The 26,401-nt window shown below is 42.9% G+C and carries 35 protein-coding genes; 28 read left to right on the top strand and 7 right to left on the bottom strand.

Features of this window, described 5'->3' with window-relative positions; all coding sequences use genetic code 11:
* Nucleotides 1-12: 12 nt before the first annotated feature.
* Nucleotides 13-831, top strand: coding sequence for a class I SAM-dependent methyltransferase (locus tag DW996_RS12560; protein WP_118536116.1), 819 nt, complete (start codon nucleotides 13-15; stop codon nucleotides 829-831).
* Between the two features lie 3 nt (nucleotides 832-834).
* Here DW996_RS12560 and DW996_RS12555 read toward each other — a convergent pair whose 3' ends face one another.
* Nucleotides 835-1,764 (bottom strand): helix-turn-helix transcriptional regulator, encoded by a 930-nt coding sequence (locus DW996_RS12555; RefSeq protein ID WP_118536114.1) that lies wholly within the window; start codon nucleotides 1,762-1,764, stop codon nucleotides 835-837.
* Nucleotides 1,765-1,969: 205 nt separating this feature from the next.
* On the opposite strand from DW996_RS12555, the gene uxuA reads away from it, so the two are divergent.
* From uxuA to uxaC, 4 genes are all read left to right on the top strand, one after another.
* The gene (gene uxuA / locus DW996_RS12550) at nucleotides 1,970-3,025 is read left to right on the top strand and encodes a mannonate dehydratase (protein ID WP_118536112.1); all 1,056 of its coding nucleotides are present in this window, start codon (nucleotides 1,970-1,972) and stop codon (nucleotides 3,023-3,025) included.
* Between the two features lie 34 nt (nucleotides 3,026-3,059).
* Nucleotides 3,060-3,908, top strand: coding sequence for an SDR family oxidoreductase (locus DW996_RS12545; RefSeq protein WP_118536152.1), 849 nt, complete (start codon nucleotides 3,060-3,062; stop codon nucleotides 3,906-3,908).
* Between the two features lie 308 nt (nucleotides 3,909-4,216).
* Nucleotides 4,217-4,849 carry a bifunctional 4-hydroxy-2-oxoglutarate aldolase/2-dehydro-3-deoxy-phosphogluconate aldolase gene (eda, locus tag DW996_RS12540; RefSeq protein WP_118281889.1) on the top strand — a complete coding sequence of 211 codons (633 nt, stop codon included), beginning with the start codon at nucleotides 4,217-4,219 and terminating at the stop codon, nucleotides 4,847-4,849.
* A 93-nt stretch (nucleotides 4,850-4,942) separates the two neighbouring features.
* Entirely contained in the window at nucleotides 4,943-6,337 is a 1,395-nt protein-coding gene (gene uxaC / locus DW996_RS12535; protein WP_118536110.1) for a glucuronate isomerase, read from the top strand.
* 61 nt (nucleotides 6,338-6,398) lie between these two features.
* Here uxaC and DW996_RS12530 read toward each other — a convergent pair whose 3' ends face one another.
* On the bottom strand, nucleotides 6,399-7,751 hold the full coding sequence (locus tag DW996_RS12530; protein ID WP_118536108.1) for an MATE family efflux transporter: 1,353 nt from the start codon (nucleotides 7,749-7,751) through the stop codon (nucleotides 6,399-6,401).
* Between the two features lie 242 nt (nucleotides 7,752-7,993).
* Between DW996_RS12530 and DW996_RS12525 the strand changes: the two genes are divergently transcribed.
* Entirely contained in the window at nucleotides 7,994-8,728 is a 735-nt protein-coding gene (locus tag DW996_RS12525; protein ID WP_118536150.1) for a copper homeostasis protein CutC, read from the top strand.
* A gap of 56 nt (nucleotides 8,729-8,784) precedes the next feature.
* On the top strand, nucleotides 8,785-9,687 hold the full coding sequence (locus tag DW996_RS12520; RefSeq protein WP_118536106.1) for a MerR family transcriptional regulator: 903 nt from the start codon (nucleotides 8,785-8,787) through the stop codon (nucleotides 9,685-9,687).
* Between the two features lie 320 nt (nucleotides 9,688-10,007).
* Here DW996_RS12520 and DW996_RS12510 read toward each other — a convergent pair whose 3' ends face one another.
* Nucleotides 10,008-10,505: a hypothetical protein gene (locus DW996_RS12510; protein ID WP_147403564.1), complete on the bottom strand. Its 498-nt coding sequence runs from the start codon at nucleotides 10,503-10,505 to the stop codon at nucleotides 10,008-10,010.
* Between the two features lie 219 nt (nucleotides 10,506-10,724).
* Here DW996_RS12510 and DW996_RS14965 point away from each other — a divergent pair, with 219 nt between their 5' ends.
* Nucleotides 10,725-10,895 carry a type II toxin-antitoxin system HicA family toxin gene (locus DW996_RS14965; protein ID WP_118536102.1) on the top strand — a complete coding sequence of 57 codons (171 nt, stop codon included), beginning with the start codon at nucleotides 10,725-10,727 and terminating at the stop codon, nucleotides 10,893-10,895.
* Between the two features lie 70 nt (nucleotides 10,896-10,965).
* Nucleotides 10,966-11,349: a type II toxin-antitoxin system HicB family antitoxin gene (locus DW996_RS12500; protein WP_118536100.1), complete on the top strand. Its 384-nt coding sequence runs from the start codon at nucleotides 10,966-10,968 to the stop codon at nucleotides 11,347-11,349.
* Nucleotides 11,350-11,802: 453 nt separating this feature from the next.
* Here the strand turns inward: DW996_RS12500 and DW996_RS12495 are convergent, their stop codons facing one another.
* From DW996_RS12495 to DW996_RS12480, 4 genes are all read right to left on the bottom strand, one after another.
* Entirely contained in the window at nucleotides 11,803-12,555 is a 753-nt protein-coding gene (locus tag DW996_RS12495) for a tyrosine-type recombinase/integrase (RefSeq protein WP_118536098.1), read from the bottom strand.
* 11 nt (nucleotides 12,556-12,566) lie between these two features.
* Nucleotides 12,567-13,685, bottom strand: a complete 1,119-nt coding sequence (locus tag DW996_RS12490; protein ID WP_118536096.1) for a tyrosine-type recombinase/integrase — start codon at nucleotides 13,683-13,685, stop codon at nucleotides 12,567-12,569.
* Between the two features lie 165 nt (nucleotides 13,686-13,850).
* A complete protein-coding gene (locus DW996_RS12485; protein WP_118536094.1) occupies nucleotides 13,851-14,903 on the bottom strand; it encodes a type I restriction endonuclease in 1,053 nt (350 codons plus the stop codon).
* A 34-nt stretch (nucleotides 14,904-14,937) separates the two neighbouring features.
* Nucleotides 14,938-15,585: a helix-turn-helix domain-containing protein gene (locus tag DW996_RS12480; protein ID WP_243098778.1), complete on the bottom strand. Its 648-nt coding sequence runs from the start codon at nucleotides 15,583-15,585 to the stop codon at nucleotides 14,938-14,940.
* A 165-nt stretch (nucleotides 15,586-15,750) separates the two neighbouring features.
* Here DW996_RS12480 and DW996_RS12475 point away from each other — a divergent pair, with 165 nt between their 5' ends.
* The 19 genes from DW996_RS12475 to DW996_RS12395 all read left to right on the top strand — a co-directional run bounded on the left by DW996_RS12475 (nucleotide 15,751) and on the right by DW996_RS12395 (nucleotide 26,321).
* Nucleotides 15,751-15,948: a helix-turn-helix transcriptional regulator gene (locus DW996_RS12475; RefSeq protein WP_118536092.1), complete on the top strand. Its 198-nt coding sequence runs from the start codon at nucleotides 15,751-15,753 to the stop codon at nucleotides 15,946-15,948.
* A 60-nt stretch (nucleotides 15,949-16,008) separates the two neighbouring features.
* On the top strand, nucleotides 16,009-16,155 hold the full coding sequence (locus tag DW996_RS13060; RefSeq protein ID WP_158575334.1) for a hypothetical protein: 147 nt from the start codon (nucleotides 16,009-16,011) through the stop codon (nucleotides 16,153-16,155).
* Entirely contained in the window at nucleotides 16,156-16,437 is a 282-nt protein-coding gene (locus DW996_RS12470) for a hypothetical protein (protein WP_118536090.1), read from the top strand.
* Nucleotides 16,434-16,694: a hypothetical protein gene (locus DW996_RS12465; RefSeq protein ID WP_118536088.1), complete on the top strand. Its 261-nt coding sequence runs from the start codon at nucleotides 16,434-16,436 to the stop codon at nucleotides 16,692-16,694. Before DW996_RS12470 ends, DW996_RS12465 begins: the two co-directional genes overlap by 4 nt.
* Entirely contained in the window at nucleotides 16,678-17,271 is a 594-nt protein-coding gene (locus DW996_RS12460; RefSeq protein ID WP_118536086.1) for a cell wall hydrolase, read from the top strand. The genes DW996_RS12465 and DW996_RS12460 overlap by 17 nt, the downstream gene beginning before the upstream one ends.
* A gap of 162 nt (nucleotides 17,272-17,433) precedes the next feature.
* Complete coding sequence (locus tag DW996_RS12455; RefSeq protein ID WP_118536084.1) at nucleotides 17,434-18,243, top strand: rolling circle replication-associated protein; 810 nt, start codon at nucleotides 17,434-17,436, stop codon at nucleotides 18,241-18,243.
* Entirely contained in the window at nucleotides 18,222-18,659 is a 438-nt protein-coding gene (locus DW996_RS12450) for an RNase H family protein (RefSeq protein WP_118536082.1), read from the top strand. The genes DW996_RS12455 and DW996_RS12450 overlap by 22 nt, the downstream gene beginning before the upstream one ends.
* Nucleotides 18,656-19,444, top strand: a complete 789-nt coding sequence (locus DW996_RS12445; protein ID WP_118536080.1) for a ParB/RepB/Spo0J family partition protein — start codon at nucleotides 18,656-18,658, stop codon at nucleotides 19,442-19,444. Before DW996_RS12450 ends, DW996_RS12445 begins: the two co-directional genes overlap by 4 nt.
* Entirely contained in the window at nucleotides 19,407-20,051 is a 645-nt protein-coding gene (locus DW996_RS12440; protein ID WP_118536078.1) for a hypothetical protein, read from the top strand. The genes DW996_RS12445 and DW996_RS12440 overlap by 38 nt, the downstream gene beginning before the upstream one ends.
* Before the next feature lie 3 nt (nucleotides 20,052-20,054).
* Nucleotides 20,055-20,453 carry a hypothetical protein gene (locus DW996_RS12435; RefSeq protein ID WP_118536076.1) on the top strand — a complete coding sequence of 133 codons (399 nt, stop codon included), beginning with the start codon at nucleotides 20,055-20,057 and terminating at the stop codon, nucleotides 20,451-20,453.
* A complete protein-coding gene (locus tag DW996_RS12430) occupies nucleotides 20,450-22,969 on the top strand; it encodes a DNA methyltransferase (RefSeq protein ID WP_118536074.1) in 2,520 nt (839 codons plus the stop codon). The genes DW996_RS12435 and DW996_RS12430 overlap by 4 nt, the downstream gene beginning before the upstream one ends.
* 13 nt (nucleotides 22,970-22,982) lie before the next feature.
* Complete coding sequence (locus DW996_RS12425; RefSeq protein ID WP_118536072.1) at nucleotides 22,983-23,591, top strand: hypothetical protein; 609 nt, start codon at nucleotides 22,983-22,985, stop codon at nucleotides 23,589-23,591.
* 14 nt (nucleotides 23,592-23,605) lie between these two features.
* Complete coding sequence (locus DW996_RS12420) at nucleotides 23,606-24,499, top strand: phosphoadenosine phosphosulfate reductase family protein (RefSeq protein ID WP_243098777.1); 894 nt, start codon at nucleotides 23,606-23,608, stop codon at nucleotides 24,497-24,499.
* Between the two features lie 22 nt (nucleotides 24,500-24,521).
* Nucleotides 24,522-24,683: a hypothetical protein gene (locus DW996_RS13055; protein WP_158575333.1), complete on the top strand. Its 162-nt coding sequence runs from the start codon at nucleotides 24,522-24,524 to the stop codon at nucleotides 24,681-24,683.
* A 19-nt stretch (nucleotides 24,684-24,702) separates the two neighbouring features.
* A complete protein-coding gene (locus DW996_RS12415; RefSeq protein WP_118536070.1) occupies nucleotides 24,703-24,840 on the top strand; it encodes a DUF4406 domain-containing protein in 138 nt (45 codons plus the stop codon).
* Nucleotides 24,801-25,007, top strand: coding sequence for a DUF4406 domain-containing protein (locus DW996_RS12410; RefSeq protein ID WP_118536068.1), 207 nt, complete (start codon nucleotides 24,801-24,803; stop codon nucleotides 25,005-25,007). The genes DW996_RS12415 and DW996_RS12410 overlap by 40 nt, the downstream gene beginning before the upstream one ends.
* Nucleotides 24,994-25,374 (top strand): hypothetical protein, encoded by a 381-nt coding sequence (locus DW996_RS12405; protein ID WP_118536066.1) that lies wholly within the window; start codon nucleotides 24,994-24,996, stop codon nucleotides 25,372-25,374. The genes DW996_RS12410 and DW996_RS12405 overlap by 14 nt, the downstream gene beginning before the upstream one ends.
* The gene (locus DW996_RS12400) at nucleotides 25,350-25,952 is read left to right on the top strand and encodes a hypothetical protein (protein WP_118536064.1); all 603 of its coding nucleotides are present in this window, start codon (nucleotides 25,350-25,352) and stop codon (nucleotides 25,950-25,952) included. Before DW996_RS12405 ends, DW996_RS12400 begins: the two co-directional genes overlap by 25 nt.
* A 93-nt stretch (nucleotides 25,953-26,045) precedes the next feature.
* A complete protein-coding gene (locus DW996_RS12395) occupies nucleotides 26,046-26,321 on the top strand; it encodes a hypothetical protein (RefSeq protein ID WP_158575332.1) in 276 nt (91 codons plus the stop codon).
* The last annotated feature ends 80 nt before the right edge of the window (nucleotides 26,322-26,401 follow it).

The raw sequence follows: 26,401 nt of genomic DNA, 5'->3' as shown, positions 1-26,401 counted from the left end.
ACAAGAATTCATATGGGCGAGTTAAAAAGAATTGCATTTGAAGAACAACCGGAAGAAGTGAAAGACCGGGTAAAGGGCTATTGGAGTAAACGTGCGGATTCCTTTGCCAAACTTCGCAAGCACGAGATGAAGAGCAACAAGGCAGATCGCTGGTTGACAGAGATACTGACTAAGATCACAGATGCCGCCATGGAAGATGCTGATGAGATGGCAGAGGCAGAGGCTGTGGCTGGTAAAGATACTTCACTGATAAAAGTATTGGATGTCGGCTGTGGAAGTGGCTTTTTTGAGGTGCTTTTAGGACAACAGGGATTTGAGGTCACAGGGATTGATCTGACAGAGGAGATGGTTGCAAAAGCCAATGGCATGATTGCAGAATATGGATTGGATGCAAAACGGGTAAAGGCACTTACCATGGACGCAGAAAATCCCGACTTTGCGACGGAAAGTTTTGATGTGATCATCACCAGAAATCTGACCTGGACACTGCCACATCCGATCGAGGCTTATGGCAAGTGGTATGCCCTTTTGAAAAAGGGAGGCATACTTTTGAATTACGATGCGGAATATGCCAAGGGGGCACATAATCTGTCTCTGCCGGAGAATAAGGCACATAATATGATGAGTGATTTACTAAAGGAAGAATGTCACGATATCTATCACATGCTTTCCATCAGTGCGCTGCCACGTCCATCCTGGGATGAAGAAGTGCTGCGCAAGATAGGTTTTTCTTATGTGTCTATAGATCAGACCGTTGGAAAACGCATCTATGCAGAAATGGACGAGTTTCATATCCCGGATGCCATGTTTGGCATCGTGGCGAGAAAATAAGACCTAAATTTCATCAAATACAGCATGTTCTATGGTATCGGTTGCTTCTTTGTGGGTTTGTGCCACAATGCCGAAGGAATCCTTATATTCCTTTGGTCCGATACCGAATTCCTTTTTAAAGGCTCGAAAAAAGTTCGTATAATCTTTGAAGCCATAAGTCATGGCAACTTCACGCAGAGGCTCTCCGGCAAGAATATTGTTCTTGCAGGCGTAGAGCCTCTTTTTTAATAGGTACTGATGGACAGACATACCCATATTTTCCTTAAAAACATGTGAAATGTGATATTTGCTCACATAAAATTCGCGCGAGAGGGCATTCAGACTCAGATCTTCATCCAGATGCGTATTGATATATTCGCAGAGTCTGGTAAAAAGGCTTCCCTGTTCGCTTTTTGCAGCCGTTGGGCGCTCACCCATATAGACAATGCGGTTGATGCTAAGCAGCAGGGACGCGATGTAGCAGGAAATCATAGCTTCGTGAAAAGGAACATCGCGCTGACGTTCTTCTATGATGTCGATTAGTTTGTCAAAGAGAATCTGTGCATTGGCAAAGTCACAGGAAAAATGATGGCAGGAGATCTGATTCCCATAATTGAAACTGTAGGTAATATCCGGATGCAGTGCCTGCAATCGTGCAAAAAAGTCAGGCGACAGCCAAAGCACCATACGGCGGTAAGGCTTGTCATTGCTGTGAAACTGCGGACGATGAAAAACGCCCGGTGGAATCAGACAGATATCACCATATTGGAGGGGGTAAATATTTTTTCCTATTTGATAGGAAAGATCTCCCTCCAAAAAGAAATATATCTCATAATAATCGTGGCGATGCATGGATACATCAGATGCTTCCTTGTCTTCATAATAGAAGATCTCGAAATCCGAGGTCTGCATTTCCTGTCGTTCGTCGAATTGTGAATGATAATGTTTTGCCATGGTTCTTTCCTTTTATCTGTGATTTGCGCGGTACAAATATCTTTTCTCCTATGATTTTACACCGCAACAACAACTTTTGCAATGTTTACAACAAGTTTTATGATTTCAAAGTCAGGGGAAAGATTGTACATTATAGGTACAGTAAATGAGACATAAGGGCTAACAAAAAAGCCCATAATATTTTTTAAAAATGAGGAGGGTCTATATGAAATTATCATTCCGTTGGTATGGAGAAGACGACAAGGTAACATTGGAGCAGATTAGACAGATTCCTGGTATGGATTCTATCGTAACAGCTGTTTACGATGTACCTGTTGGAGAAGTTTGGAGCAGAGAGTCAATCGCAAAGTTAAAGAAGCAGACAGAAGATGCTGGTCTTCACTTTGAAGTGATCGAGAGTATCCCGGTTCACGAAGACATCAAGTTAGGAAAGCCTTCAAGAGACAAATACATCGAGAACTACTGCGAGAACATCCGCCGTGTTGCTGAGGCTGGTATCAAGTGCGTATGCTACAACTTCATGCCGGTATTTGACTGGACAAGAACACAGCTCGATCATCCGCTTCCAGACGGATCTACATCCCTTGTTTATTATCAGGAGCAGGTAGATCAGGTAAATCCACTCGAGTCTGACAGCGATCTGACACTTCCTGGATGGGATGCAAGTTACTCCAGAGAAGAGTTAAAGGACATCGTAGCACAGTATCAGGAATTGTCAGAAGATGATCTCTGGAACAACTTACAGTACTTCCTTGAGAAGATCATTCCTGTAGCAGCAGAATGTGACGTAAACATGGCTATCCATGAAGATGATCCATGCTGGAGCATCTTTGGACTTCCAAGAATCATCACTTGCGAGGAGAACTTAGATCGTTTCCTTAGCCTTGTAGACGACCCTCATAACGGCATCACACTTTGTACCGGATCTTTGGGATGCTCTGCAAAAAATGATGTTGTAAAGATGGCTGCTAAGTATGCAAAGATGGGAAGAATCCACTTTGCACACCTTAGAAACGTACAGGTTCTTGACAACGGATTTGAGGAGAGAGCACATCTTTCATCTTGCGGAAGCCTTGATATGTATGCGATCGTTAAGGCACTGCATGACAACGGATTTACAGGATATGTTCGTCCGGACCACGGTAGAATGATCTGGGGCGAGACAGGTCGTGCCGGTTACGGTCTTTATGACAGAGCACTTGGTGCAACTTATATCAATGGTCTTTTTGAAGCCGTTGAAAAAGCGGATAAGAACAACTAATAGTTTTAATAAATAACAGGAGGAATTTACAATGATGAAATTACCACTTAACACAGATCTTTCAGGAAAGGTTGCAGTTGTAACAGGAGCAGGCGGTGTGCTCTGCGGAATGTTCGCGCAGGCACTTGCACAGGCTGGTGCTAAGGTTGCAGTCCTTGATTTAAATGAAGAAGCTGCACAGAAGGTTGCTGGCGAAATCGTAGCAGAAGGCGGTGTAGCAAAGGCATACAAGACAAACGTTTTGGAAAAAGACAGCCTGATCGCAACACATGAAGCAGTTGTTGCTGATCTTGGTACATGCGATATCCTTATCAACGGCGCAGGCGGAAACAACCCACGTGCTACTACAGACAAGGAATACTTCGAGCATGGTGATATCGACGCTGATACAATTTCTTTCTTCGACTTGGATACAAGCGGAGTAGAGTTTGTATTTAACCTAAATTTCATTGGAACATTGCTTCCAACACAGATCTTTGCCCAGGATATGGTAGACAAAGAAGGATGTAATATTTTAAATATTTCCTCAATGAATGCATTCACTCCACTCACCAAAATTCCTGCCTATTCTGGAGCAAAGGCTGCAATCAGCAACTTTACACAGTGGCTTGCCGTTCACTTCTCAAAGGCTGGCATCCGTGTAAACGCTATTGCACCGGGATTCTTCTCAACAAAGCAGAATGCTAAGTTGTTATTTAACGAAGATGGAACCCCAACTCCTCGTACCGGCAAGATCCTTGCTGCTACTCCAATGGGACGTTTCGGTGAATCAGAAGAGTTAATCGGAAGCCTTTTATTCCTTCTGAACAACGATGCAGCCGGATTTATCACAGGTGTTGTTCTTCCTGTTGATGGTGGTTTCTCTGCATACTCAGGGGTATAGGCCGAAAGCAACTTAGCGAATCCGAGCCGAAGGCGAAGGATGAGCTTAGTGCGAGGTCCGCAGGGAGACTTAGTTGTTGCGAGCCAGAGGCGAAGCAAGAACGCTAGTCGAGTCGTGTGCCGAAAGCGGCCGAAAGCAACTTAGTGAATCCGAGCCGAAGGTGAAGGACGAGCTTAGTGCGAGGCCGTTCTGTGAGATTGGTGAGACCGAGCAATTGCGAAGGTAGAACCTAGCGAATAGAACTTCCTTAATGAGAACGAGATATGACATTGAGTTATAGAATAGAAAAGAGGTAATATATCATGGAAATGCAAGAATTATTAAAAAAAGTTGAAGAACTGAAGATCGTTCCGGTTGTTGTTCTTGAGGACGCAAAGGATGCGCTTCCCTTGGGACAGGCTTTGATCGATGGTGGACTTCCGGTTGCTGAGGTTACTTTCCGTACAGCCGCTGCCGCTGATTCTATCAAGGCTATGAGCGAGGCTTTCCCGGAAATGCTCGTAGGTGCAGGCACTGTTGTAAATGTTGAGCAGTGCAAGCAGGCAATCGAGTGTGGTGCAAAGTTCATCGTAACACCGGGATATTCTGAAGAAGTTACAACATACTGCTGCGAGAACAATATTCCGATTCTCCCAGGTGTATGCACACCAACCGAACTTATGATGGTTGTAAACCATGGACTTCCGGTAGCAAAGTTCTTCCCAGCAGCACAGTTTGGCGGACTCAAGACCATCAAGGCTTTGGCAGCTCCTTTCCCACAGATGCGTTTCATGCCAACAGGTGGTGTAAGCGAAGCAAATATCTTAGAGTATCTTGCTGAGCCAAAGATCATCGCAGCTGGCGGAAGCTGGATGGTAAAGGGTGATCTTGTTAAGGCTGGTAAGTTTGACGAGATCAAGGCTATGACAAAGAGCGCTGTAGACCTTGTAAAGAACGCTTAATTCATTATATAGACTCATACAGAATCGCTCACAGATGCTAGAATCCGTGGGCGATTTTCTGCTAAAACGACGAGAAGAGAAAGGGCAAAACACATGAAAAAATTTATGGATAAGGATTTCCTTTTGACAACAGATACAGCAAAACATTTATTCCATGATTTTGCAGAAAATATGCCAATCATCGATTATCACTGCCATTTGAGCCCACAGGAAATTGCTGAGGATGCTCATTTTGAAAACATTACACAGGTATGGCTTGGTGGTGATCACTATAAGTGGCGTCAGATGCGTTCCAATGGTGTGGAAGAGCGCTACATCACAGGAGATGCGACAGACCGTGAAAAATTCCAGAAATGGGCAGAAACACTTGAAATGGCAATCGGAAACCCACTTTACCATTGGTCACATCTGGAATTACAGAGATACTTTGGCTATACAGGGGCTTTGAATGGTGATACAGCAGAAGAAGTATGGAATCTGTGCAACGAAAAGTTACAGAATATGTCTGCAAGACAGCTGATTCTTGATTCCAATGTAGAAATGATTGGTACAACGGATGATCCGATTGATGATTTGCATTGGCATAAAGTGATTGCAGCGGATGAAAGTTTTAACGTAAAGGTGCTTCCATCCTGGAGACCGGACAAGGCTGTCAATATTGAGAAAGATGATTTTGTTTCTTATATGGAAAAATTAGGTGATGCAGCAGGCATGAAAATCACATCGTTTGCAGATGTGAAGACAGCACTTACGAAGAGAATGGAATACTTCAAAGAAGCAGGCTGTTGTGTCAGCGATCATGGCTTGGAATATGTAGCATATGCAAAGACAACCGAGGAAGAAGTAGAAGCCGTATTTGCTAAGAAAATGGCTGGAGAGGCTTTGAACCATGAAGAAATCGGTAAATACAAGATGGGCATTTTATTACATCTTGGAAAAGAATATCATCGCTTGAACTGGGTAATGCAGCTGCATTATGGTGTAAAGCGTGACAACAACCGCAAGATTTTTGAAGCCTTGGGACCGGATGCAGGCATCGACAGCATTTCTACCAGTGCACCGATCAACGAACTGGCTGATTTCTTAAATGCCCTGGCATATACGGATGAACTGCCAAAGACCATCATCTACTCTTTGAACCCGATCGACAATGCAGCGATCGGAACCATCATTGGATGCTTCCAGTCTTCTGAGGCAGTCGGCAAGATCCAGCATGGTTCTGCATGGTGGTTCAATGACAATAAGACCGGCATGATGGAGCAGATGACTTCGCTGGCGAACTTAGGACTCCTTGGCAACTTTATCGGTATGCTGACAGATTCCAGAAGTTTCCTGTCTTACACAAGACATGAGTATTTCCGCCGCATTATGTGCGAACTGATCGGAAATTGGGTAGAAAACGGAGAGTACCCGGCAGACGACAAGTCTTTACAGAAGATTGTAGAAGGTATTTCTTACCGCAACGCAAAACGTTATTTCGAAATTTAGTACATCAGGTAGTACATCAGGGACGTTCCTTTTGCCACAAGGAGCGTCCCTTTTTCCATCTTTATCTTGTGATGTTTCTAACCCATACATATTTTTTGTAGTGTTTGTAAACGGCAGGAAGTTTTACAATTTCGTCTAAGCTGATAATGATATAGACAAGCCAGACAGGCGCATGGAAAACGAACGCAGTAATAAAACCAAGAGGTACGGAAAAACACCACATGGCACCCAGATTACCGATCATATCAAATTTTGCATCGCCGCCAGCACAGAAAATACCATCGAGTACGGTGGTGTTTACAGATTGCCCCATGAGGTTGAATCCAAGTACAACCATCATAAATTGCAGATATTCTCTAGCGGTGTCTGACATCGGAGCAACGTGAGATACAAATGGTGATAGGATAATTAAAATGGTTCCGGTTACTACACCGATGAGAATGGAGATACGCGTAATCCTGCCTCCGTAATTTTTCGCTTTTTCCAGTTCATTTGCGCCAAGCAAATTGCCGACAAGAATACCTGCACCGGCACTGACACCACGAATTACGCATTGTACCATACTTTTTACAATGCTGGCAATGGAATTTGCAGCGACAGCATCACTGCCCATATGCCCTAGAATGACAGAGTAAAGGACAAAGGCAATGCCCCATACAAGAGCTGCACCAAGTGCCGGTGTTGTGTAGTACCAAAAATCTTTTGTTAAAACTTTACTGGTGTGCAAAATGCCGGACCAGCGAATGGCAACATTATGAGCGTGGCGTACAGCAAAATATGCCCATACAAGTTCGACCAATCGAGCGGTAACTGTTGCGTAAGCGGCACCGACAATGCCAAGACGTGGTGCCCCAAACAGACCGAAAATCAAAATGGCATTTAGGATAATATTAATAATGACAGCGGAAGAGCTGATTTTAGAACTCAGCGCGGCATGCCCTGTGTTTTTTAGAAGAATCAGGTAAATCTGTGAAATCCCACAAAAAACATAGGAAAGTGCAACAGCGCGTAAGTAGGACGCACCATTGGCAATCAGCAGGGGATCATTTGTAAAAATGTGCATAAGTCCACCCGGTATCATAAGGGCAAGCACTGTAAAAATCCCACCGGATAAAAGGTTGGTATATAACGCAACGGGCATGACTTTTTCAATGGATGCAGTGTCTCTTTTGCCCCAATATTGTGCAATCATAATGCCGCAGCCAGCAGCAATGCCGGCAACAAAGAGATTGAGAACAAATTGAACCTGCCCTGCGAGAGAAACGGCAGAAAGAGATGTCTGGTCGACAAATCCTAGCATCAGAGCATCGGTTGCACTGACGAGCGCCAGCATAAATTGCTGTATGGCAATTGGCACAACCAGATGCAACATTTGTTGCGCTAATTCATTATCTTTTGTTTTTGATAGCATCATGGTAAAACTCCTTTATGTTTCGTCAAATCCTTGCTATTTTATCGGTTATGACAGGCTGATGTCAAGGGATTTCAGAGAAAGGACAAATTACGCGAAAGAAAGTGAAACGTGAGAAAAAATAGAGCAAGATATGTAAAACGTATGGGATAGAAAATGAGTTGGATAAAAGTAGCAGAAACGGTTTAATGAAGGTGATTGAAAATCGGAAATGAAAGAAGATAGGAGGGGACTCTTTGAAAGGATTGCTGGAAATTTGCTGTGGCAGTTTTGAAGATGTGAAAATCGCCTGGGAAAATGGTGCAAATCGCGTGGAACTTAATAGTGCATTGTATTTGGGCGGGCTGACACCATCACTCGCTCATTTGATTTGTGCAAAAGAGCAATGTGATATTCCCATTGTGACTATGGTTCGACCAAGGGGAGGCGGGTTTTGTTATTCCGAGGAAGAATATCAGACGATGCTTCTGGATGCGCGCATACTGTTAGAACATGGAGCAGATGGAATTGCGTTTGGCTTTTTACATGCGGATCATACACTGGATGTTGCACGGACGGAAGAAATGATTGCACTTGTTCATGAAAAAGGAAAGGAAGCAGTATTTCATCGGGCATTTGATTGTGTCACGCAGCAGGAGCATGTGACGGAAACTTTGATTTCTCTTGGAGCAGACCGGATTCTTACCAGTGGTGGTGCGCCAGATGCATGGACGGGAAGACAACAATTGCAATGGCTGCAAAGTCAATATGGGAAAGAAATCACATTTTTGGCAGGAAGTGGCATAAATGCTGAAAATGTAAAAGATTTGATGGAATATACGAAAGTGGAGCAGGTGCATACATCTTGTCGAAAATGGAACGTGGATGGGACAACCTCGCATCAGAATGTAGATTTTTCTTATGATGCAGACAAAAAGGATGCATATGAGATGGTAGATCCTCAAAAAGTAGAAAAAATGGTAAAAGTATTGACCTTGTAGTTTGTATATGGTTTAGAGTTCAGGGTGTAAAAATCAAAAACACGGAGGAATGGAAAATGATGAACATCAAACAAGTAGAAAAACTTACAGGGATTTCAAGCCAAAATATTAGATTTTATGAAAAGAGTGGATTGATTTATCCAAAACGTAACGAAGAAAATGGATATCGAGAATATAATGAGGAAGATGTCCGTTTGCTAAAACTGGTAAAAATGTTTCGCATGCTGGATATGCCTATCGAACAGATTAAGTTGATGTTATGTGAAACGGATGAGTTGGACAATCTTCTCGTAAAACAGGAAAAAGCGTTAGAGAAAAAATTTGCAAATACAAAGTGTGCGATTGATCTCTGTGAAAATTTAAGAAAAACGCATAAAACAATTGCAGATATTGATGTTGATTCGTATCTCAACCAGATGGAAAAGGTGCCGGGCAATTATTTTGATAAGTGGATTTCGGATTATAAGGATGTGGTTCAATATGAGCACCGGAGAACCTTTACGTTTACACCAGATGATGAGATAAAAGACGTATATGATTTCGCTAATGCACTGTATACTTATGCGAGAGAGATGGATAAGGAGATTACCATAACGAAAGAGGGAATGTATCCGGAATTCATGATGGATGGCGTGGAATATACGGCAGAACGAAATTATACGGCTGTTCGTGGTATTCCGGTGTCTGCGATTCGATGTACAAGAAAGGATGCACCGGAAACAGATGCTGCGTACCAATCGGGTAGAAAGAAATGGATGCGGCTTCTTCATGTGTGCTGGCCGGCTGTTTTGGGAATGCTGTTTTTGATTTTTATGAGAGGAACGGCATCATTAAAAGCGCTGTTTTCTACAGCAGAAGGCGTTATTGTTCTCGTGGCAATGTTGGTGGTATGCATAGCGATGTCCATTCGCAATTATTTCTTTTATTGGAATCGCGATGATGCACAAGAAAAATTATGATGGTGCCATCGGCAATTGAAAAGCTTGGTGAACTGGCAGTTTATTCATCGGAGCCAACCATCAGGAGTATCGTATCGCTGAAAACAGAGGGTTACTCAGAAAGTAAGAAAATGGGAATTGAGTGGCTTTCATGGAGTATACACGGTAACCTACTGCAATGAAAGCATCTAAATTATAAAAATTGATGTTGTATTTTTCATCAGATTCAGCCAGAATAATTCGTTATAATAGATTATTGATACATTCACATCGCCATCATCAAGAAGATTAGAGATAGTAAAAACTCTGATGGATATCTCTATCGAGGCTGACATCTTTAATCAATGTAATTCTGGTGCTAAAGTGAAATGCTGCTTCTTAAGTTTGAGAGCATATTGAATGGGCTTTCCTAACATGGTATAAATCTTTTTATACTCGTATTCTCTCTTTTCATTTTGAGTTGTTATACACTTCATTGTAAAACCGATTTCTTCATCAGATCCAAGTAAATCATCAATGCTACAATTACAACAAATCCAAATCGACGAATTAGCAGGAATATTAGAATCTTCATAAATTAGTTCGTCCTGAAGAAATACTTGAATACTTCTCATATCAAATGGAAGTTGCATTTTAACTTTCGTATGTCCTGCATTACCTGATTCTCTTAGATATTCAGGAGGTGTACATTCATCGATATCAAATGAGTCAAACTCATAAAAGTGAAACATCTCATATTTCTTTCGCTTCATGTAATCAAAGATTGTCTGCATCACTATTATAATAATGGATGCTACTACACCTGTTACAATGCCCGTTAAAACATTATCTAATGTCATGAAAATCACCCGCTTCTAATTTCCTAATAACCCTATTATACTCTGAAAGTGCTATTCTTCAAAGTGTCTATGTATTATGTCACACCAAAGGCATTATGCAGAGTGGCAGGTTACAAGATTCAACAAAATAAATATACGCATTAAATGCGTATAAAATTGTTGACATATACGTATTCAATGCGTATAATATGTATATAAAGAGCGAAAGGAGGTATATATTTGAAGCGAGCGGACTTAATTAGGACGCTAGAACAAAACGGATGGTATTTGTTGCGAAATGGTTCTAATCACGACATATACACCAATGGTGTAAAGAAAGAGCCAATTCCTAGGCACAAAGAGATCAGCGAACGACTAGCGAAAACCATTCTAAAAAGGGCAGGGGTATAAAACCCCTGTTCTTACAGAATCCTAATTAAGTAAATTGTTAAAGGAGAGCAATCATAGGAGGTAGGAGAAAATGGCTGTAGTATATCCGGTTATATTATCAAAAGAAGCCAATGGATATTTTGTTACTATACCAGATTTCGACGCAAATACAGAAGGAGAAACACTGGAAGAGGCTATTTTTATGGCAAGAGATGCTATTGGAATTCTTGGTATAGAAATGGAAGATGAAGGGGAGCAGTTACCAAAACCTTTTTCACGGACATGTGAAAAGGAATTGGGAGATCAGGAGGCGCTTATCGATATTGATTTTGAAGATTACAGAAAGAAACATGATAATCGTACAGTAAAGAAAAACTGTACGATACCATATTACTTGAATGCACAGGCAGAAAAAGCAGGAATAAACTTTTCACGGTTGTTGCAGGATGCACTAAAACGAGAACTATCTTGTTGATTTTATCGCTAAGTGTGATATAATCTGATGTATTCAAATATATACCGAAAGAGGAGCACCTTGTCGTGGGGTGCTCCTTTTTGATAAAATGTAAAAGATACTTTTTTGTTAGCGGGATGTTTTTTCAAGATGTGCAAGAACTGATCCGGTATACGTTAACAAATACGACGAGGGGATATTATAGAAATAACTCGGATAATATAAAGCATTCTTAACTAAAAGCAGCCTAATAATTGTGGGGCAAAAATGAGTGTCTTTTTCGATATAAATTGAAATAGTAAAAAACCCGAAACCCAATAATAAGGGCTTCGGGGTTTTTATATACGTTCTATAACAACCAATGCGGAAGATGGGAAGTTTACCTTTTATGAGAAGTGCCGTAAAATCAACGCTTTGCGGCACTTCTTACTTCGCAAATTATATAAAATGGGGCAAAAATGGGGCAAGTGGTTCTTACTGTGCCGCCTTGAGGTATGAGTGCTTTACATTCTCCAGAGTGTTTCGATAATAACTCCGCGTGGTATTGATGGAGGTATGCCCGGCTAATTCTTGCACATCCTGTAATGGCATGCCGCGATCAACAAGATGCGTGATCCGGCTGACGCGGAACCGATGCGGATGCAATCTAGTGATCCCGGATCGGACACCTACATCGTGGATCATGCTACGGATACCGGCGGCACTAAGGGCGCTGCCTTTATTCTTGGACTCAAACAGAGCATTGACCGACAAATCGCGGTTGGTGAGATATTCTTCCAGATACATCGCTGACTTGTCTGTGAACATGGAAATACGGTCCTTGCCACCCTTGCCGTGTAAAAGTACAGTGTGTTCGTTGAAATCAATATCTGATAACTGTACCCCGGCGACCTCGGAGACCCGCGCTCCGGTTTCATACATAAAAGAGATAATTGCTTTGTCGCGTGTGGATTTGCAGTTTATCATGGCTTTTTCAATCTGGCCGGAAGTGAGAGCAGGCTCCTTGGTTTTTTCCGACTTGCCCTCGACCTTTAAGGTGGCATAGTATTGTTCACATAAAAAGCGATCATAATCATCGTATTCGACAATTTCATTCTTGCCCTCAGAGATCTCACAGTCGTATAAGGTGATCATGAGAACATTGTGGAGCATATCTAATTGATCCTGGGATAATATTCTTTCCATTTCCATAATAACTTTATTGATAATTACAGTCTTTGCTTCCATATTCAACCCTCCTATAGTAAAGATATTTTAGAGACAATTTCGTTATCGCGCTCAATCATGCGATTGGTGACATGAAGATAGACACGTTTGGTTATGTCACTGTCTTCGTGACCGACACGCCTTGTGATTGTTTCCAGTGGTACACCAGCCTCTGCAAGCAGGGAAACATGCGTGTGCCGGAGTACATGCGTTGTGATCGGTCTGCCAAGGACAGATGATGATGTTTCCTTCAGATATTTGTTAAATGCATAGTATCGCAGATACTGACCATTCTTATTGCATAAGAGAAGATTTCCACGAAAGCCACAGAGGTTTTTCTTTTTGCTGGTGTCGTTGCAAATTTCATGCAATAGATCCTCTAACTCCGGTTGCATGAATACATCCCGGTTGGAAGTCGGGGTCTTAGGTGTTGTGACGGTTTGATTTACGGCATCATATGTTTTGGTAATATGTATTACCTTGTTGGCAAAATCTATATCATTCATGGTAAGAGCCAGAGCCTCACCTACGCGCAAGCCGGAAAGAACCATGAGTGCAGTTAGGTAGTGCCAGTGCTTGACACGCATGGCATCAAGCAGGGTGGAGAGTTCGGATTTCTCTAAAAACTTATGATCTAGTTTTTCGCGTGCCTCTTTATCGGGCAGAGGCTTAATCTTCTTTAGATAGTTGATATCGGATATGTAATCGTTATCATAGCCCCAGCGGATCAGAGCCTTAAAGCGTGTGATACGTTCGTTGATAGTGCCTGGTGCATCATGGTTTTTGATAAATTGTGTTTTGACATAGCCGGCAGAGAGTTGGTTTACTAATGTCGATGGTCCGAGCAATTTTAGGATGGATTGGGTGGCAAAGAAATTTCGCTGGTAGGTAGAAGCAGAGACTGAACTTTTCTGGGAGTCACGGTATAGACCAACCAACTCTTGCAATGTGAGGTTATCCTGCTTGGTATATGCAGCAGTGGTGGCTATTGCGTCCTCAATGCGGGTCTGTAAGATCTCTGTTGCCTGTTTTCTTACGGCGGCGGTATTTTTATCCATGACAACCGATACCTTGCGGTATTGACCGGTCAGAGGCTCCATGTAACGTTCGACAAATCGAACTTTTCCGTTTTTGGTATTTTCAGCCCACATAGTATCATCCTCCTTAAAAATGCGTATAAAAATAACAGCCAGCAAGGAACGTCTGTTCCGCTTGCGACTGGCTGCCCCGAATGATACAATATGCTTGTTGAGGGCGTTGTATCTTCGGAACAATGCTTGTCCTCGGTGCAATTAGCACCGGGGGCTTTTTTATTGTTACTGATTTTGATATCGCTTTGCCACGGCGACTAATTTACTTTTACAAGAGTATATATCGTTTAAGGATTGGATATAAATTCTTTCAAAATTCTTATCGGCATCTGGAATTAGGATTTGTTTGTTTTTGGTGTCGAGGTTGATTCGACAAATAGGTTTTCGGTTATTGTCTTTATATAAAATGCCAAAATAACTTTCTGTATCTCGATATACAATATTTTCAACTGGAATAGTTCCTGCCAAAATGCCTCGGATAATATAAAATGCCTCTAGTTCTTCCTCGGTAGTAATGATTTTGCTTTTAGGCTCAGATAGGGTTGGCTCTGCTGGGGGAACATCATCTTCTGGAGTAAGGGCAGAGGAGATTTTTTGGTTTACAATATCATTGATAAAACCAGTAAAGGATTTCTTGATGATAGGCTTGAATTTATCTATCACTTTCTGATTCTTTTGCCCTTCATATACATTAGATAATATGTATCTTACAAAGTCGTCACTTGGTTCTTCTATATCGCTTGCTAAAAGATTTTTAATTAGAGAAGAATACTTTAAGTCAGATGCTGTACTAAATATGCTTTCTTTGTCAAAGATTTCTTTAGAGAATTTTTTTAACTCATTTATTTGAGCATCCTTGAGATTGTCGAGATGGATTTCTAAGAATGGAGTTAGATCCATCTTGTTGACTTCGTCTAAATCAGTGAAAAACTGATATGTCAATCCATTAGTTAAAATACCAAACTTAGCTTGTGATGTCCCAAAGTAGCGGAATAACTGAGAACCATGTTTTGAAAGCGACTCACCACACCATTTGCATTCAATAAGAATTTGTGGAGTATTGTCAATGAGAATTGCATAATCAACTTTTTCGCCCTTTTTCACCCCGATATCAGCAGTGTATTCAGGACAAAATTCTGACGGATTGAATACATCATATCCCAATAGTTGGAAGAAAGGGAGAATCATTGACATTTTAGTTGCCTCTTCGGTCGAAATGCTTTCCCTAAGTGATACTACTCTTTCAGCAAGTTGTTTTAAATCTTCATTAAAGCCCATAATTTTTCCTCCTAAAGTATAATTTGCTTGATAATTAGAATTTTCCACGTAACTCTACAACTTTTCCAATGATCCGGACAGGTTTGGCCTGGATTTCAGTGTTATCAAAGAACAGGGGATCATAAGATGGGTTGTTAGCAATGAGTTCGATACCATCATGATATTTTTTTAAGCGTTTGCAGGTGGCTTCGTCTCCATTGACCGTTACGATGACAATATCTCCAGATTCAGCATCGTCTTGTTGGCGTACGATAACGACATCTCCATCGCAGATGCGAGGCTCCATCGAATGACCACGGATGAGAAGACCAAAAAATTCTCCGGTTTGCGCCATTTCTTCTGTAATTTCTTCGGTATCAATGATTTCCTCAACGGCATTGATTGGAATACCAGCAGCAACACGTCCGAGAACGTTGATAGTGTGAACCGGAATATTATGATGAGCCTGTCCTTTAGAATCATATGATATCTTCTGTTTGATAGGACTTCGACCATATAAGTAATCCATATCCACATTAAAGTAGTCTGCGATTTCTTCGTATTTATCAGGACCTGGTTTTCGTTCACCGATTTCCCACATACCGATTGTAGCCTTGGAAACGTGAAGTTCTTGAGCCATTTGTTCTTGATTGAATCCCATGGAACTTCGGAGATCAAAAAAAATATCTTTGAATTCGGCCATTATTTTTCTCCATTCATAATATTTATATTATGAAAATATCACAAATAGTGATAATTTACAATATCTTAATCACAAAAAGTGAAAAAAGTTATTGACAAGGTCACAAATAGTGATTATCATACAGACGTAATCACAAATAGTGAACTAAGAGAAAGGAGAAGAAAGATGGATACCAAAAGAATGGGATCAAAATTAAGAAGGTTGCGAGGAAATAGAAGCCAGAAAGTTGTCGCTGAGGAACTAAAAATTTGCCAAAGTACTTATGCAATGTATGAACTTGGGGAAAGAATTCCAAGCGATGAAAAAAAGAAAAAAATCGCTGATTATTACAAGGTAACCGTGCAGTTTCTTTTTTTTGAATAGAAGATCACAAAAAGTGAGAATAGATAACAATCTCAAGACCAGAGGAGAAAGGAGAAGAGAGTGGATAAGTTTCAAGAAATTCTTGCTGGAATACCGCAAGAGATAAAAACACTTGAGGTAGATACAGAAAAGAAAATTTTCAAATTAAATGGTGTGGATTTTGGGAAGGGGTGCGATTTTTTGAAATATCGTGCACAGGAGGCGTAAATGCAGAAGGATATAACTATATATCAAAATAAGTCAGCCATTTGTCGCACCTTTGGCATAGGGCGGCAGACGATGTATCGGTACGAAGCCGGCATAAGAGAGCAGATGGAGCATGGTCGTTATAACGAGTATGCCATCATCGACAATGAGATCAATGTCGGTGTGTTTGCGGATTATATCAAGTATCGGAAATTGTTGAAAAATAAGAATGCGCGGAAGTATGTACCGCCGTTTAATCTGCAAAAGGCACTGGCGATGGTAGTACCAGAGGAAGAAGAATGACAGAACAGGAGAGATACTTCATATTGGTACGGATGCTCCGGCAAAAGAAGAAAATCAGGGTCTATAGTCATATGTCAATGTATGACGATGGCTGGATCAAGATTTATGAGGTAGTTGGAATCGGACAGGCGACGCGTCTGGGTAAATGCCTGGTCGCAGTGTCAGATGATGACGAGGACGCGCTTTACCGGCGCGCCGCCAATGATATACGGATGATCTTGATATGGGAGAAAGAAAAAGATGAAAAAGAAAAATAAAGAGGTGTTGGCAGATTGCGCCCTGGCATTAGTGGCGGCTGCTATGTTTGGCACGGCACTTGGGTGCGTGATCGTTACCAAGGATGAGTGCAGCTTGCTCCGGCGTCAGGTCGGACAAGCCATACTGGAGGTATCCAATATTCAAACAGCACAGGAAGATGAAATGTATCGTTTGGAACAGGTGGAATCCGAGCAGGAGAGAATGAAAGAGAATGTCGAGGCGAACAATCAGAAGTACGCTGCCGAGATAGAAATACTTGCCAGATGCGTAGAAGCCGAGGCAGGAGACCAGAGGATTGATGTCAAACGTGCAGTGATCTCCGTGATTTTAAATCGCACGGAGGACGCAGACTGGCCAGACACGATTAGCGAGGTGATTGCGGATCCGTATGAATTCGCGACCTATTGGAATGGTCGCATGAATGAGGTAGAGCCGTCAATAAGTACATACGAGGCGATCAGCCTTGAAATGGAGACAAGATCCTATCCGGGGCTGTACTACTTTGATATGGATAAGTACCTACAATATGGTACCCCATACGCCAGGATGGGCGACTTATACTTCTCAACAAAATAAAAAAATAGCACCGACCAAAACGGTCGATGCCAGGTATCACATGGATACAAAAATCATCTAAAAAGAGTATACCATGTGATGCCCGAAAAAGCAAGAAAAACAGCGGATTTAGCGGCTGTTTTCCGAACACTATCAATATATTAAACTTAGGAGCATTTAAGCGTGGCATACAAGAGAAAGACATATGACTGTGGTGTATGTAAAGACATCGAATATACATGGGCTGGTAATTATGGAGCAAAAGGAGAGAGTAGAGCACCAAGGAAGAAGCCAACACCGGAGCAGATAGAAAAACAGAACCAAAGGAACAAAGAGACCAGAGTCCGGCGGAAGATGCTTTTGAACTTTAAAGAGGGAGATTACTGGTGCACACTCAAGTATAAAAAGGGTTACCGCCCTACTACAAGTCAGGTGCTAAAAGATTTTAAAAATTTCCGGTCGAGGCTGGGTAATCGATACCGGTCACGTGGCCAGCCTCTGAAATACATATACCGGATCGAGATAGGAAAGCAGGGAGGCGTGCATATCCACTTCCTGATCAATGACATCGGCAGCACAGATAAACTGGTTGCCACGGAATGGAACAAGGTGCAGCAGGCGGCGGGAATCTATTTCGCACATGCTTACGAGAAGGGCGGCTTTAAAGAACTGGCAGAATATGTCGTAAAAAAGCCAAAGGGAAAGGCATTGGAACAGATCAGCCTTTTCCCCGAGGAGGAACAAAAGACATATATGGCATATAACTGCTCACGCAACCTGATAGAGCCTGATCCGGAGGAAAAAGAGTATAGCCACTGGACGATGGCGAAGATCCTTGCAGATGGTCCACAGCCGTCTGAGGGATTCTATATAGAAAAGTCCACGATCAGACAAGGGATAAATCCGTTTACCGGATATTCCTACCTGTATTACACAGAGAAAAAATTGGACAGAAAGAGAGGTGATCCGCCATGGATGTCAATCTTTACCTGATATCGACCATAAAAACACCAAAACCGAGCGACGGTATCATCGGTTTTGTGATCGAAATACCGACAAGTGGAGAACCGGCAACAAAAAGTCAGTTCTATAGAGTAAATACAACGAAAAACCAGTCTCAGATCATGATATTGAACATTGCACTGTCACACCTTAAGAAAACCCGCTTCCGCTTTAGTATTTATGCGGATTTCGAGTACTTAGAGAGTACCTTTTTACAGGGCTGGATAGAGGAATGGGAGAAGAATGGATGGAAAAATGCCAAAAATGAGCCGGTTGCCAATGCCGCCATGTGGCAGGAAACCTTGATTTTACTAAATGGGAACGAGATTTTGTTCGACCATGAAACGAAAGATAAATACCGGAACTGGATGTTGAGTGAAATGAAAAGAATGGAGGAAAAGAAATGAAAAAAACAGAAAGAGACATCGTGATGATCGAGACCAAGCGGTTGAGACACCACCCGGACAATCCCAGGAAGGATCTGGGGGATGTGACAGAACTTGCGGATTCCATCAAAAAGAATGGAATCATGCAGAACCTTACCGTTATCCCAATCGAATGCACTGAAGAGGATCCAGAGAAACAGTGGGATGCAAATAAGGTCAGTCCGTTTCATGATTTTTACGTGCTGATCGGAAACCGTCGTATGGAAGCGTGCTTGCAGGCAGGACTTGAGGAAGTGCCGTGTAAGATCGTATCGAACATCAGCAAGAAGGAACAGGTCGCCATCATGTTAGAAGAAAACATGCAGAGAAGTGATCTGACGATCATTGAGCAGGCGGAGGGCTTTCAGATGATGCTTGACCTGGGAGAGACAGTGGATAGCATCAGTGAAAAGACCGGCTTTAGCAAGGCGACAGTCTATCATCGCGTGAACATTGCAAAATTAGACAAGGAGATTTTAGCAGAAAAGAAAGACGATGAGGGATTTTTCCAGTTATCCATGGGTGATCTCATCGAACTGGAAAAGGTCAAGGATATGGATGAAAGAAACCGGATCCTGAAAGAAACGTCAGGTGGAAGAGATATGCAGTGGCGCGTGCAGCAGGCGGTCAGAAAAGCAAACAGAAAAAGGAACGTGAGTGAGATCAAGTTGATGTTTGCAAAAGCAGGATTAGAGGCAGCACCAAAAAAGGCAGAGCAGGAAAGATGGTATGGGGACAGATGGAGCATTTGCAGGACTGGGACTTAGAGGACGATACCTTAGAACCGGTAAAAGAGATCAAGAAAAAGAATGCCATGTGGGTATCTACGATGATCGTAATGCAGCAGTTGTGGTGGAGGTCAAGCAGAAAGAACGGAAGTTATCAGAAGCGGAGATCAAATCACAGGAGAGGGACACTAAAAAGAAAGAACTGAAAGAAAAGCAGAAAAAGTTATATGGCACGATCACTAATTTTATTAAGGCTATCTTCGTTTTCAAGGAGATCAAACCTTTGAAGCCGGATCTGGAATTGTATAAAGCGATCGTGGAAGTAATGGTCAAAGTGAATGCCCAGTCAACCGAAAGTGATCTGACACAACTCTACGCGGGTAAAGGTCTATGGGAGATAGAACAATCAGAGGACTATGAAAAATATGTCAAGTGGCGTGACAGTCTGACGGCACTGGATCGCGCAATAATATCCCTACAGGAAGTAAAGCGTAACGATTTATACACATGGGATGGCAAGTACCGCCGAGAGTACGCAGAAAGAGCGATCGCGGTTGTAGATTTCTTTAAGAAGTATGGATTTTCCATAACAGACGATATGCAGCAGTTGCTGGATGGAACAGATGAGTCTTATGTAAAGGAGTAGGAGATGAGCAGTTTAAAGAAAGACGAACAACTAAGGCGCGAGGGTATGTCATATGCTTTGCGTGTCGCAAAGGAAAATGGTGTAGAGGGATTGGAAAATGAGTTGCATAGAAGAAATGCATCGGAAGTTCCTCTGCGTATTACAAAGGCGCAGATGCAGCAGTATTCCGAAAGTGTGAAAGAAAATGTGGTCAATCATATTTTACTGCTTTCATTGGTGACGCTTAGGGATGAGTTTGAATTTGGAGCAAAACGTTTAAAACAATTCCAAGAGAGATTTACAGACAAAGCATCCTGCATAGCAGGGGACTGGACTACATGGGAAGAACAGGTAAAGGTACTTGCCGAGGAAGTCGGTATTGAGTACGTGGAATACATGAAGGATGTGACGGTGAGAGTATGACATATCAAGAATTTTTAGAGACCAAGATAGAACTGGCGCAGGATAGTGGATTTGTTGTTGCGCCGGGGAAGATCAATCAGGTGCTAAAGCCGCATCAGAGGGATGCCGTGGCTTGGGCACTTAAAGGTGGCAGGAGAGCATTGTTTGAGTCTTTTGGACTGGGAAAGACGGTGCAGGAATTAGAGTTTTGCCATCTGGCAGCCGAGCATGAAAAGGGACGAGCCTTGATCGTGTTACCGCTGGGAGTAAAGCAGGAATTTACCAGGGATGCAGTAGAGATCCTTGGGTATGAGCGACCGACATATTGCAGGACAATGGATGAGGTCAAGGCATGTGATAGCCGGATCGTGCTGACAAATTATGAGCGTGTGCGAGACGGTGATATAGATCCGTCATACTTTGTGGCAACGTCACTGGATGAAGCCAGCGTATTGCGGTCCTTTGGAAGTAAGACCTACCAGACATTTCTGGATAAGTTCAAGAATGTGCCGTATAAGTTGGTGGCAACGGCTACACCAAGCCCGAACAAGTACAAGGAACTGATCCATTATGCCGGATATCTGGAAGTTATGGACACCGGACAGGCATTGACCCGGTTCTTCCAAAGAGACAGTACAAAGGCAAACCATCTGACATTATATCCAAACATGGAAGATGAGTTTTGGCTATGGATCTCATCATGGGCATTATTTATTACAAAGCCGTCAGATCTGAACCCAGAATATTCAGATGAGGGATATGATTTGCCACCCTTGGAAGTACGCTGGCATGAGATTCCAATCCACTACGGCGATGCTATGGAAAAAGATGGTCAGATGCAACTTTTTCAAGAAGCAGCGGAGGGGCTGAAAGAGGCGGCACAGGTAAAGCGCGAGAGTATTGATAAGCGTGTGGAGAAGATGAAAGAGATCGTGGATGCATCGCCGGAGGACAATTTCCTGTTGTGGCATGATCTGGAAGCAGAGCGGCATGCGATCAAGAAAGCCCTGACGGAAGTGGTAGATATCTACGGATCAATGGACTATGACCTGAGAGAAAAGCGGGTGATCGATTTCTCCGAGGGCAAGATGCGACTGTTTGCAACCAAGAAGTCTCTGTCCGGATCTGGATGTAATTTTCAGAGGCATTGCCACCGGGAGATTTTTCTGGGGATCGATTATGAATTTAATGATTTTATCCAGGCAGTGCATCGGTGCTATCGTTTCCTGCAACAGGATACTGTAGTGATCGACGTTATTTACATGGAGAACGAGAAAGCCATCAAGGATGCGCTGATGGAGAAATGGAAAAATCATAATCACATGGTGGATAAGATGATTGCCATTGTGAAGAAATATGGACTAAATGCAGCAAATAAGGCAGAGAGGCTGGAAAGGAAGATGGGAGTGGAAGGTACAAGAAAAGAAAGGACAGTGCAAGGAGCACATTATACGGCGGTGTATGGAGATTGTGTGGAAGAGACACGCGCCATGGAAGATAACAGCGTGGATCTGATCCATACGTCGATACCATTTGGCAATCATTATGAGTATTCGGCCAATTACAACGACTTCGGGCACAACCAGAATACAGACCGGTTCTTTGAGCAGATGGACTATCTGACACCGGAACTGCTCCGGGTCTTAAAGCCGGGAAGAGTTGCTGCCATTCATGTCAAGGACAGAGTGCTGTTCGGCAATGCGACCGGGACAGGGATGCCGACGATCGAGCCGTTTCATGCGGTATGCATTGAACACTATATGAAGCATGGATTTCAGTATTTCGGGATGATTACAGTAGTGACGGATGTGGTAAGGGAGAACAATCAGACCTACCGCTTAGGCTGGTCGGAGCAGTGCAAGGATGGATCTAAGATGGGCGTGGGATGCCCGGAGTATATTTTATTATTCCGCAAATTGCCGACAGACAGATCCACGGCATATGCAGATACACCGGTCAAGAAAAGCAAAGAGGACTATACAAGAGCACAGTGGCAGATTGACGCTCACGCATACTGGAGAAGTTCCGGTGACTGCCTTATCAGCAAGGAAGACTTGCAGAATGCATCGGTTGATACCTTGCAGGCGGTCTACCGGGAATATAGCAGGGACACGGTATATAACTACGATGAACACGTTGCACTTGCCAAGAAGTTAGATACCGAGGACAGACTGCCGGCAACTTTTATGGTGGTGGCACCGGGATCATGGAACCAGTTGGAAGTATGGGATGACATCAACAGGATGCGGACGTTGAACACTACACAGAGCCGCAGACGTGCCCAGATGCATGTATGTCCTTTGCAGTTGGATATCGTTGAGCGTATCATCAACCGCTATAGCAATGAGGGGGATGTGGTCTATGATCCGTTTGGTGGACTGATGACTGTACCGATGATGGCTGTCAAGATGCGTCGCTATGGAAAAGGGTGTGAACTTAACCCGGATTACTTTAGAGATGGTGTTGGATATCTGGAAGCAGCAGAGAGTGAGGTCGATATGCCGACTCTGTTTGATCTGTTTCCAAACGTGGTATAGGAGGATGAGGTGAATGAGCACAAAGCCAATATTGTTTAATACCGAAATGGTACGAGCCATTTTGGGCGGAAGAAAGACCTGCACTCGGCGATTGATAAAGCATAATGTTGATGCAATGCTGAATAGCCCATATCATAAGAAACACCCAGAGGTAGAGGATAAACAGATTATAAGCAAGTTGTGCCTGCCACCGTATCAGCCGGGAGATGTGCTGTATGTCCGAGAGACATGGAGTGAATGGACCGGCGGATATGTTTACAAAGCATGGAACAGTCCGTTTCCACAGACAGGAGCATATTTAGAAGAAAAGTGGCACCCCTCAATACACATGCCGAAGGATGCTGCTAGGATCTGGTTGAAGGTAACAGAGGTAAGGGTGGAACGGTTGCAGGAGATTACAGAAGATGGGGCAATACTTGAAGGCGCGATAGATAATAGAGGATTCATCCACGCTCCAGATGATGAGTACAATCATATACATAGCGCCAAGGAGCATTTTATGAATATATGGAACTCCACCATCAAGAAATCAGACCTTGACCGCTATGGATGGGATGCCAATCCTTGGGTATGGGTCATTGCATTTGAGCCATGTGAAAAGCCAAAAGATGATGAAAACTAAAAGAGGGTGAATAAGTGGATTTAGAAAAACAGGCAATAGACATCTTGCGGGCATTTGCAAGCGATGATCCCTATCAATTAGCATACAGCGGCGGCAAAGACTCAGACGTGATCCTGCATCTTGCTAAGAAATCGCAAGTTCCATTTAAGGCAGTGCATAATCTTACAACAGTAGATGCCCCGGAAACTGTTAGGTATGTGAAAAGCAAACCAGGTGTAACTATCGAATACCCGGCAATGTCGATGTGGCAGTTGATCGTGAAGCATAAAACACCGCCTACACGGATTTTTCGTTATTGTTGTTCGGAATTGAAAGAACATAGCGGAAAAGGCAAGAAAACCATAACTGGAGTGCGAAAGGCAGAAAGTCGTAGCAGATCGAATAATCAAGGAATTGTGACTTTTCCTAAGCCGAACAAGACCATTAAAGGGAGTGTTGACAATGGCGATGTCTTAGCAAGCAGGAAGGGCGGTGTCATTGTATTAAACTACGAAAACGCTGACACACATAGGATGGTAGAGCAGTGCTACCGGACAAGTAAGACGTTGGTAAATCCTATTTTGGAGTGGGATGACGACTATTTGCGATGGTACATCCGGCATGAGGGAATAGAAATAAACCCTTTGTATAAAGGTGGATGCTCAAGAATTGGTTGTATCGGATGCCCCATGGCAGGAAAGAACAGATACAGAGAATTTGAACAATATCCAAAATATAAACAAGCCTATATCAGAGCCTTCGACAGGATGCTGGAACACCGAAAACAGTGTGGCAACAAAGACATCATGGGTTGGAAAACAGGACAAGGCGTATTCGACTGGTGGATGGAAGATGCAAACATCACCGGTCAGTATTCAATGAACTTTGATGGAGCGAACATGGTTGGATATAGCGAAAAAATAACCTGAAAATATGGAGAGGAGAACTGACATGGCTAGAGAGGACGAGATGAGAGAGGTTATACAAGATTTGATGGCAGAAGTAGTTGATGTTGAGTCGTTGGCGAAAACATATGCCACTATTATAAGCGAAGCCAATCTTCAACTTGCATTTATAGCAGAACAAATTTCAAAGGAAAACAAAATAAACTGATGTTTAGGGAGGTAGAGAAATGAGGACATACATAAGCGGTCCGATCACAGGGACGACGGACTATAAAGAGAGGTTTGCAGTAGCGGAGCAAGCCATCAATGCAGCAGCTACGTTGCAATCAACCCGGAAAAGGTCAATGCACAACTGCCAGAGTTAAGCCATGAAGACTACATGAAGACATCACTGGCGATGCTGGATATGTGCGAGGCTATATTCATGTTGCCGGGCTGGCAGGAATCCAAAGGATGTGCCATAGAATTTGAATATGCCTATGAACACGGAATTCATATATTTTTTGCAGGAGGACGAAATGGCGAAGCGTAAAAAACAGACCAGAGCGCATGATTTCACACCAGCCACGAGAAAGCGCATAGAAGATCGGGACATGGAATGTATCTTCTGTCGTATGGGCTATCATATGCCGGAATATGATTATTTCGCGACACATACTTTTTCAATCATGCATTATATCCCAAGATCACAGGGCGGTCTGGGAATTGAGCAAAATGCAGCAGTTGGCTGTATCTACCATCATAACTTGATGGATAACGGGAATAAGGGACTGCGACCAGAAATGTTGGGGATAATGAAAACCTATCTCCAGCGCATCTATCCGGGCTGGAATGAAGATGAATTGACCTACAACAAATGGAAGGAGATGGAGGAATGTTTACAAGAACAAACAAATTAAAGGTGATTTTCAAGGAAGCACATGAGGACCATGCGCTGGATATCGGTCTGACGAATGATAACGTCTACATCATACGCGGACACATCTTTACGCTGATCTGTCCGGCTGAAATCATCGACAACGATGTACTGGCGGAACTGGTCAAACTGACCGGTGGACTTCCGAGTAAGGGCGAAGCCATTAGTTACGTCAAAAATGATGAGCCACAGATGACAAGAGTGGAATTTATCGAGGAAGATCTTAATAGCGAGTGGGAAAAGGCAGAGAATGTGGTAACGGCAACAAGGATGATTATTTCCAGTGGGTCTGACATACAGGTTGTATATCAGACCAATAAGTTAGAAAAGATCATGGTACCGGCGAGATTACATAATTGTATCGGTCTGCCAAGAGGAGATAACGAAGAAATGCAGCCTATCCACATAACGGCAGATGGCTATCTGATTGCCGTAAGTAACGAGATGCAGTTTCGGTTCGATCAGCACAAGATCAAATGGATCCAGGAGTGGGAGATCCTTGATAAGTGCAGAGACATTGACTTGAACTGGTCGCTTGTGGATGTCAATCTGTATCAGTGATGGTTGAAACACCTTAAGAACCAGCGATTTTACTATACCACGAAAAAGCCATGATGCGCCGCTTCCTTTATGGAGGCGGCAGAAAGGAGAAAGATGACGATCAGAAAGTGTCCGGTATGTGGAAAGACGTTTGAAGCGCATATGCGTCAGAAGTATTGCACACCGCAGTGCGCCGAAAAAGCATCGATAGATCTGCGCCAGAAACGATGCGAGAAAGAGAAAAAGAAAAGAGCGCAGGCGCGAGAAGAAAAGGAAAGGATGAAAAAGACCACAAGTCTTGCGCAGGATGCTATGGATGCCAGAGAAAATGATATGACCTATGGCAAGTATATGGCAAAAAAGTACAAGGTAACGATCACGAGACGATAGGCGAGCATCATGCAGCAGGATAAAATGATGTGGAAAAACACAAAAAAAGAGGATATAATAATCAAAAAGAGAGCCTAAGA

It is taken from the genome of Roseburia sp. AM51-8, from assembly GCF_003478275.1.
In the GTDB taxonomy this organism is placed as follows: Bacteria; Bacillota; Clostridia; order Lachnospirales; family Lachnospiraceae; genus Pararoseburia; species Pararoseburia lenta.
The sequence above is the reverse complement of the archived record's forward strand: the minus strand, read 5'-3'. Positions and strand labels throughout refer to the sequence as shown.

What these genes read in the sequence shown, in the direction of transcription:
- DW996_RS12405 (WP_118536066.1), top strand. Translation starts at nt 24,994, where the DNA reads ATGGCGAAGCGTAAAAAACAGACCAGAGCGCATGATTTCACACCAGCC.
- DW996_RS12400 (WP_118536064.1), top strand. Translation starts at nt 25,350, where the DNA reads ATGTTTACAAGAACAAACAAATTAAAGGTGATTTTCAAGGAAGCACAT.
- DW996_RS12520 (WP_118536106.1), top strand. Translation starts at nt 8,785, where the DNA reads ATGATGAACATCAAACAAGTAGAAAAACTTACAGGGATTTCAAGCCAA.
- uxaC (WP_118536110.1), top strand. Translation starts at nt 4,943, where the DNA reads ATGAAAAAATTTATGGATAAGGATTTCCTTTTGACAACAGATACAGCA.
- DW996_RS12395 (WP_158575332.1), top strand. Translation starts at nt 26,046, where the DNA reads ATGACGATCAGAAAGTGTCCGGTATGTGGAAAGACGTTTGAAGCGCAT.
- DW996_RS12430 (WP_118536074.1), top strand. Translation starts at nt 20,450, where the DNA reads ATGACATATCAAGAATTTTTAGAGACCAAGATAGAACTGGCGCAGGAT.
- DW996_RS12490 (WP_118536096.1), bottom strand. Translation starts at nt 13,685, where the DNA reads ATGTGGGCTGAAAATACCAAAAACGGAAAAGTTCGATTTGTCGAACGT.
- DW996_RS12465 (WP_118536088.1), top strand. Translation starts at nt 16,434, where the DNA reads ATGACAGAACAGGAGAGATACTTCATATTGGTACGGATGCTCCGGCAA.
- DW996_RS12425 (WP_118536072.1), top strand. Translation starts at nt 22,983, where the DNA reads ATGAGCACAAAGCCAATATTGTTTAATACCGAAATGGTACGAGCCATT.
- DW996_RS12485 (WP_118536094.1), bottom strand. Translation starts at nt 14,903, where the DNA reads ATGGGCTTTAATGAAGATTTAAAACAACTTGCTGAAAGAGTAGTATCA.
- DW996_RS12510 (WP_147403564.1), bottom strand. Translation starts at nt 10,505, where the DNA reads ATGACATTAGATAATGTTTTAACGGGCATTGTAACAGGTGTAGTAGCA.
- DW996_RS12445 (WP_118536080.1), top strand. Translation starts at nt 18,656, where the DNA reads ATGAAAAAAACAGAAAGAGACATCGTGATGATCGAGACCAAGCGGTTG.
- DW996_RS12475 (WP_118536092.1), top strand. Translation starts at nt 15,751, where the DNA reads ATGGATACCAAAAGAATGGGATCAAAATTAAGAAGGTTGCGAGGAAAT.
- DW996_RS12560 (WP_118536116.1), top strand. Translation starts at nt 13, where the DNA reads ATGGGCGAGTTAAAAAGAATTGCATTTGAAGAACAACCGGAAGAAGTG.
- DW996_RS12450 (WP_118536082.1), top strand. Translation starts at nt 18,222, where the DNA reads ATGGATGTCAATCTTTACCTGATATCGACCATAAAAACACCAAAACCG.
- DW996_RS12555 (WP_118536114.1), bottom strand. Translation starts at nt 1,764, where the DNA reads ATGGCAAAACATTATCATTCACAATTCGACGAACGACAGGAAATGCAG.
- DW996_RS12440 (WP_118536078.1), top strand. Translation starts at nt 19,407, where the DNA reads ATGGGGACAGATGGAGCATTTGCAGGACTGGGACTTAGAGGACGATAC.
- DW996_RS12545 (WP_118536152.1), top strand. Translation starts at nt 3,060, where the DNA reads ATGAAATTACCACTTAACACAGATCTTTCAGGAAAGGTTGCAGTTGTA.
- eda (WP_118281889.1), top strand. Translation starts at nt 4,217, where the DNA reads ATGCAAGAATTATTAAAAAAAGTTGAAGAACTGAAGATCGTTCCGGTT.
- DW996_RS12530 (WP_118536108.1), bottom strand. Translation starts at nt 7,751, where the DNA reads ATGATGCTATCAAAAACAAAAGATAATGAATTAGCGCAACAAATGTTG.
- uxuA (WP_118536112.1), top strand. Translation starts at nt 1,970, where the DNA reads ATGAAATTATCATTCCGTTGGTATGGAGAAGACGACAAGGTAACATTG.
- DW996_RS13055 (WP_158575333.1), top strand. Translation starts at nt 24,522, where the DNA reads ATGGCTAGAGAGGACGAGATGAGAGAGGTTATACAAGATTTGATGGCA.
- DW996_RS12415 (WP_118536070.1), top strand. Translation starts at nt 24,703, where the DNA reads ATGAGGACATACATAAGCGGTCCGATCACAGGGACGACGGACTATAAA.
- DW996_RS12435 (WP_118536076.1), top strand. Translation starts at nt 20,055, where the DNA reads ATGAGCAGTTTAAAGAAAGACGAACAACTAAGGCGCGAGGGTATGTCA.
- DW996_RS12495 (WP_118536098.1), bottom strand. Translation starts at nt 12,555, where the DNA reads ATGGAAGCAAAGACTGTAATTATCAATAAAGTTATTATGGAAATGGAA.
- DW996_RS12460 (WP_118536086.1), top strand. Translation starts at nt 16,678, where the DNA reads ATGAAAAAGAAAAATAAAGAGGTGTTGGCAGATTGCGCCCTGGCATTA.
- DW996_RS12500 (WP_118536100.1), top strand. Translation starts at nt 10,966, where the DNA reads ATGGCTGTAGTATATCCGGTTATATTATCAAAAGAAGCCAATGGATAT.
- DW996_RS12480 (WP_243098778.1), bottom strand. Translation starts at nt 15,585, where the DNA reads ATGGCCGAATTCAAAGATATTTTTTTTGATCTCCGAAGTTCCATGGGA.
- DW996_RS12470 (WP_118536090.1), top strand. Translation starts at nt 16,156, where the DNA reads ATGCAGAAGGATATAACTATATATCAAAATAAGTCAGCCATTTGTCGC.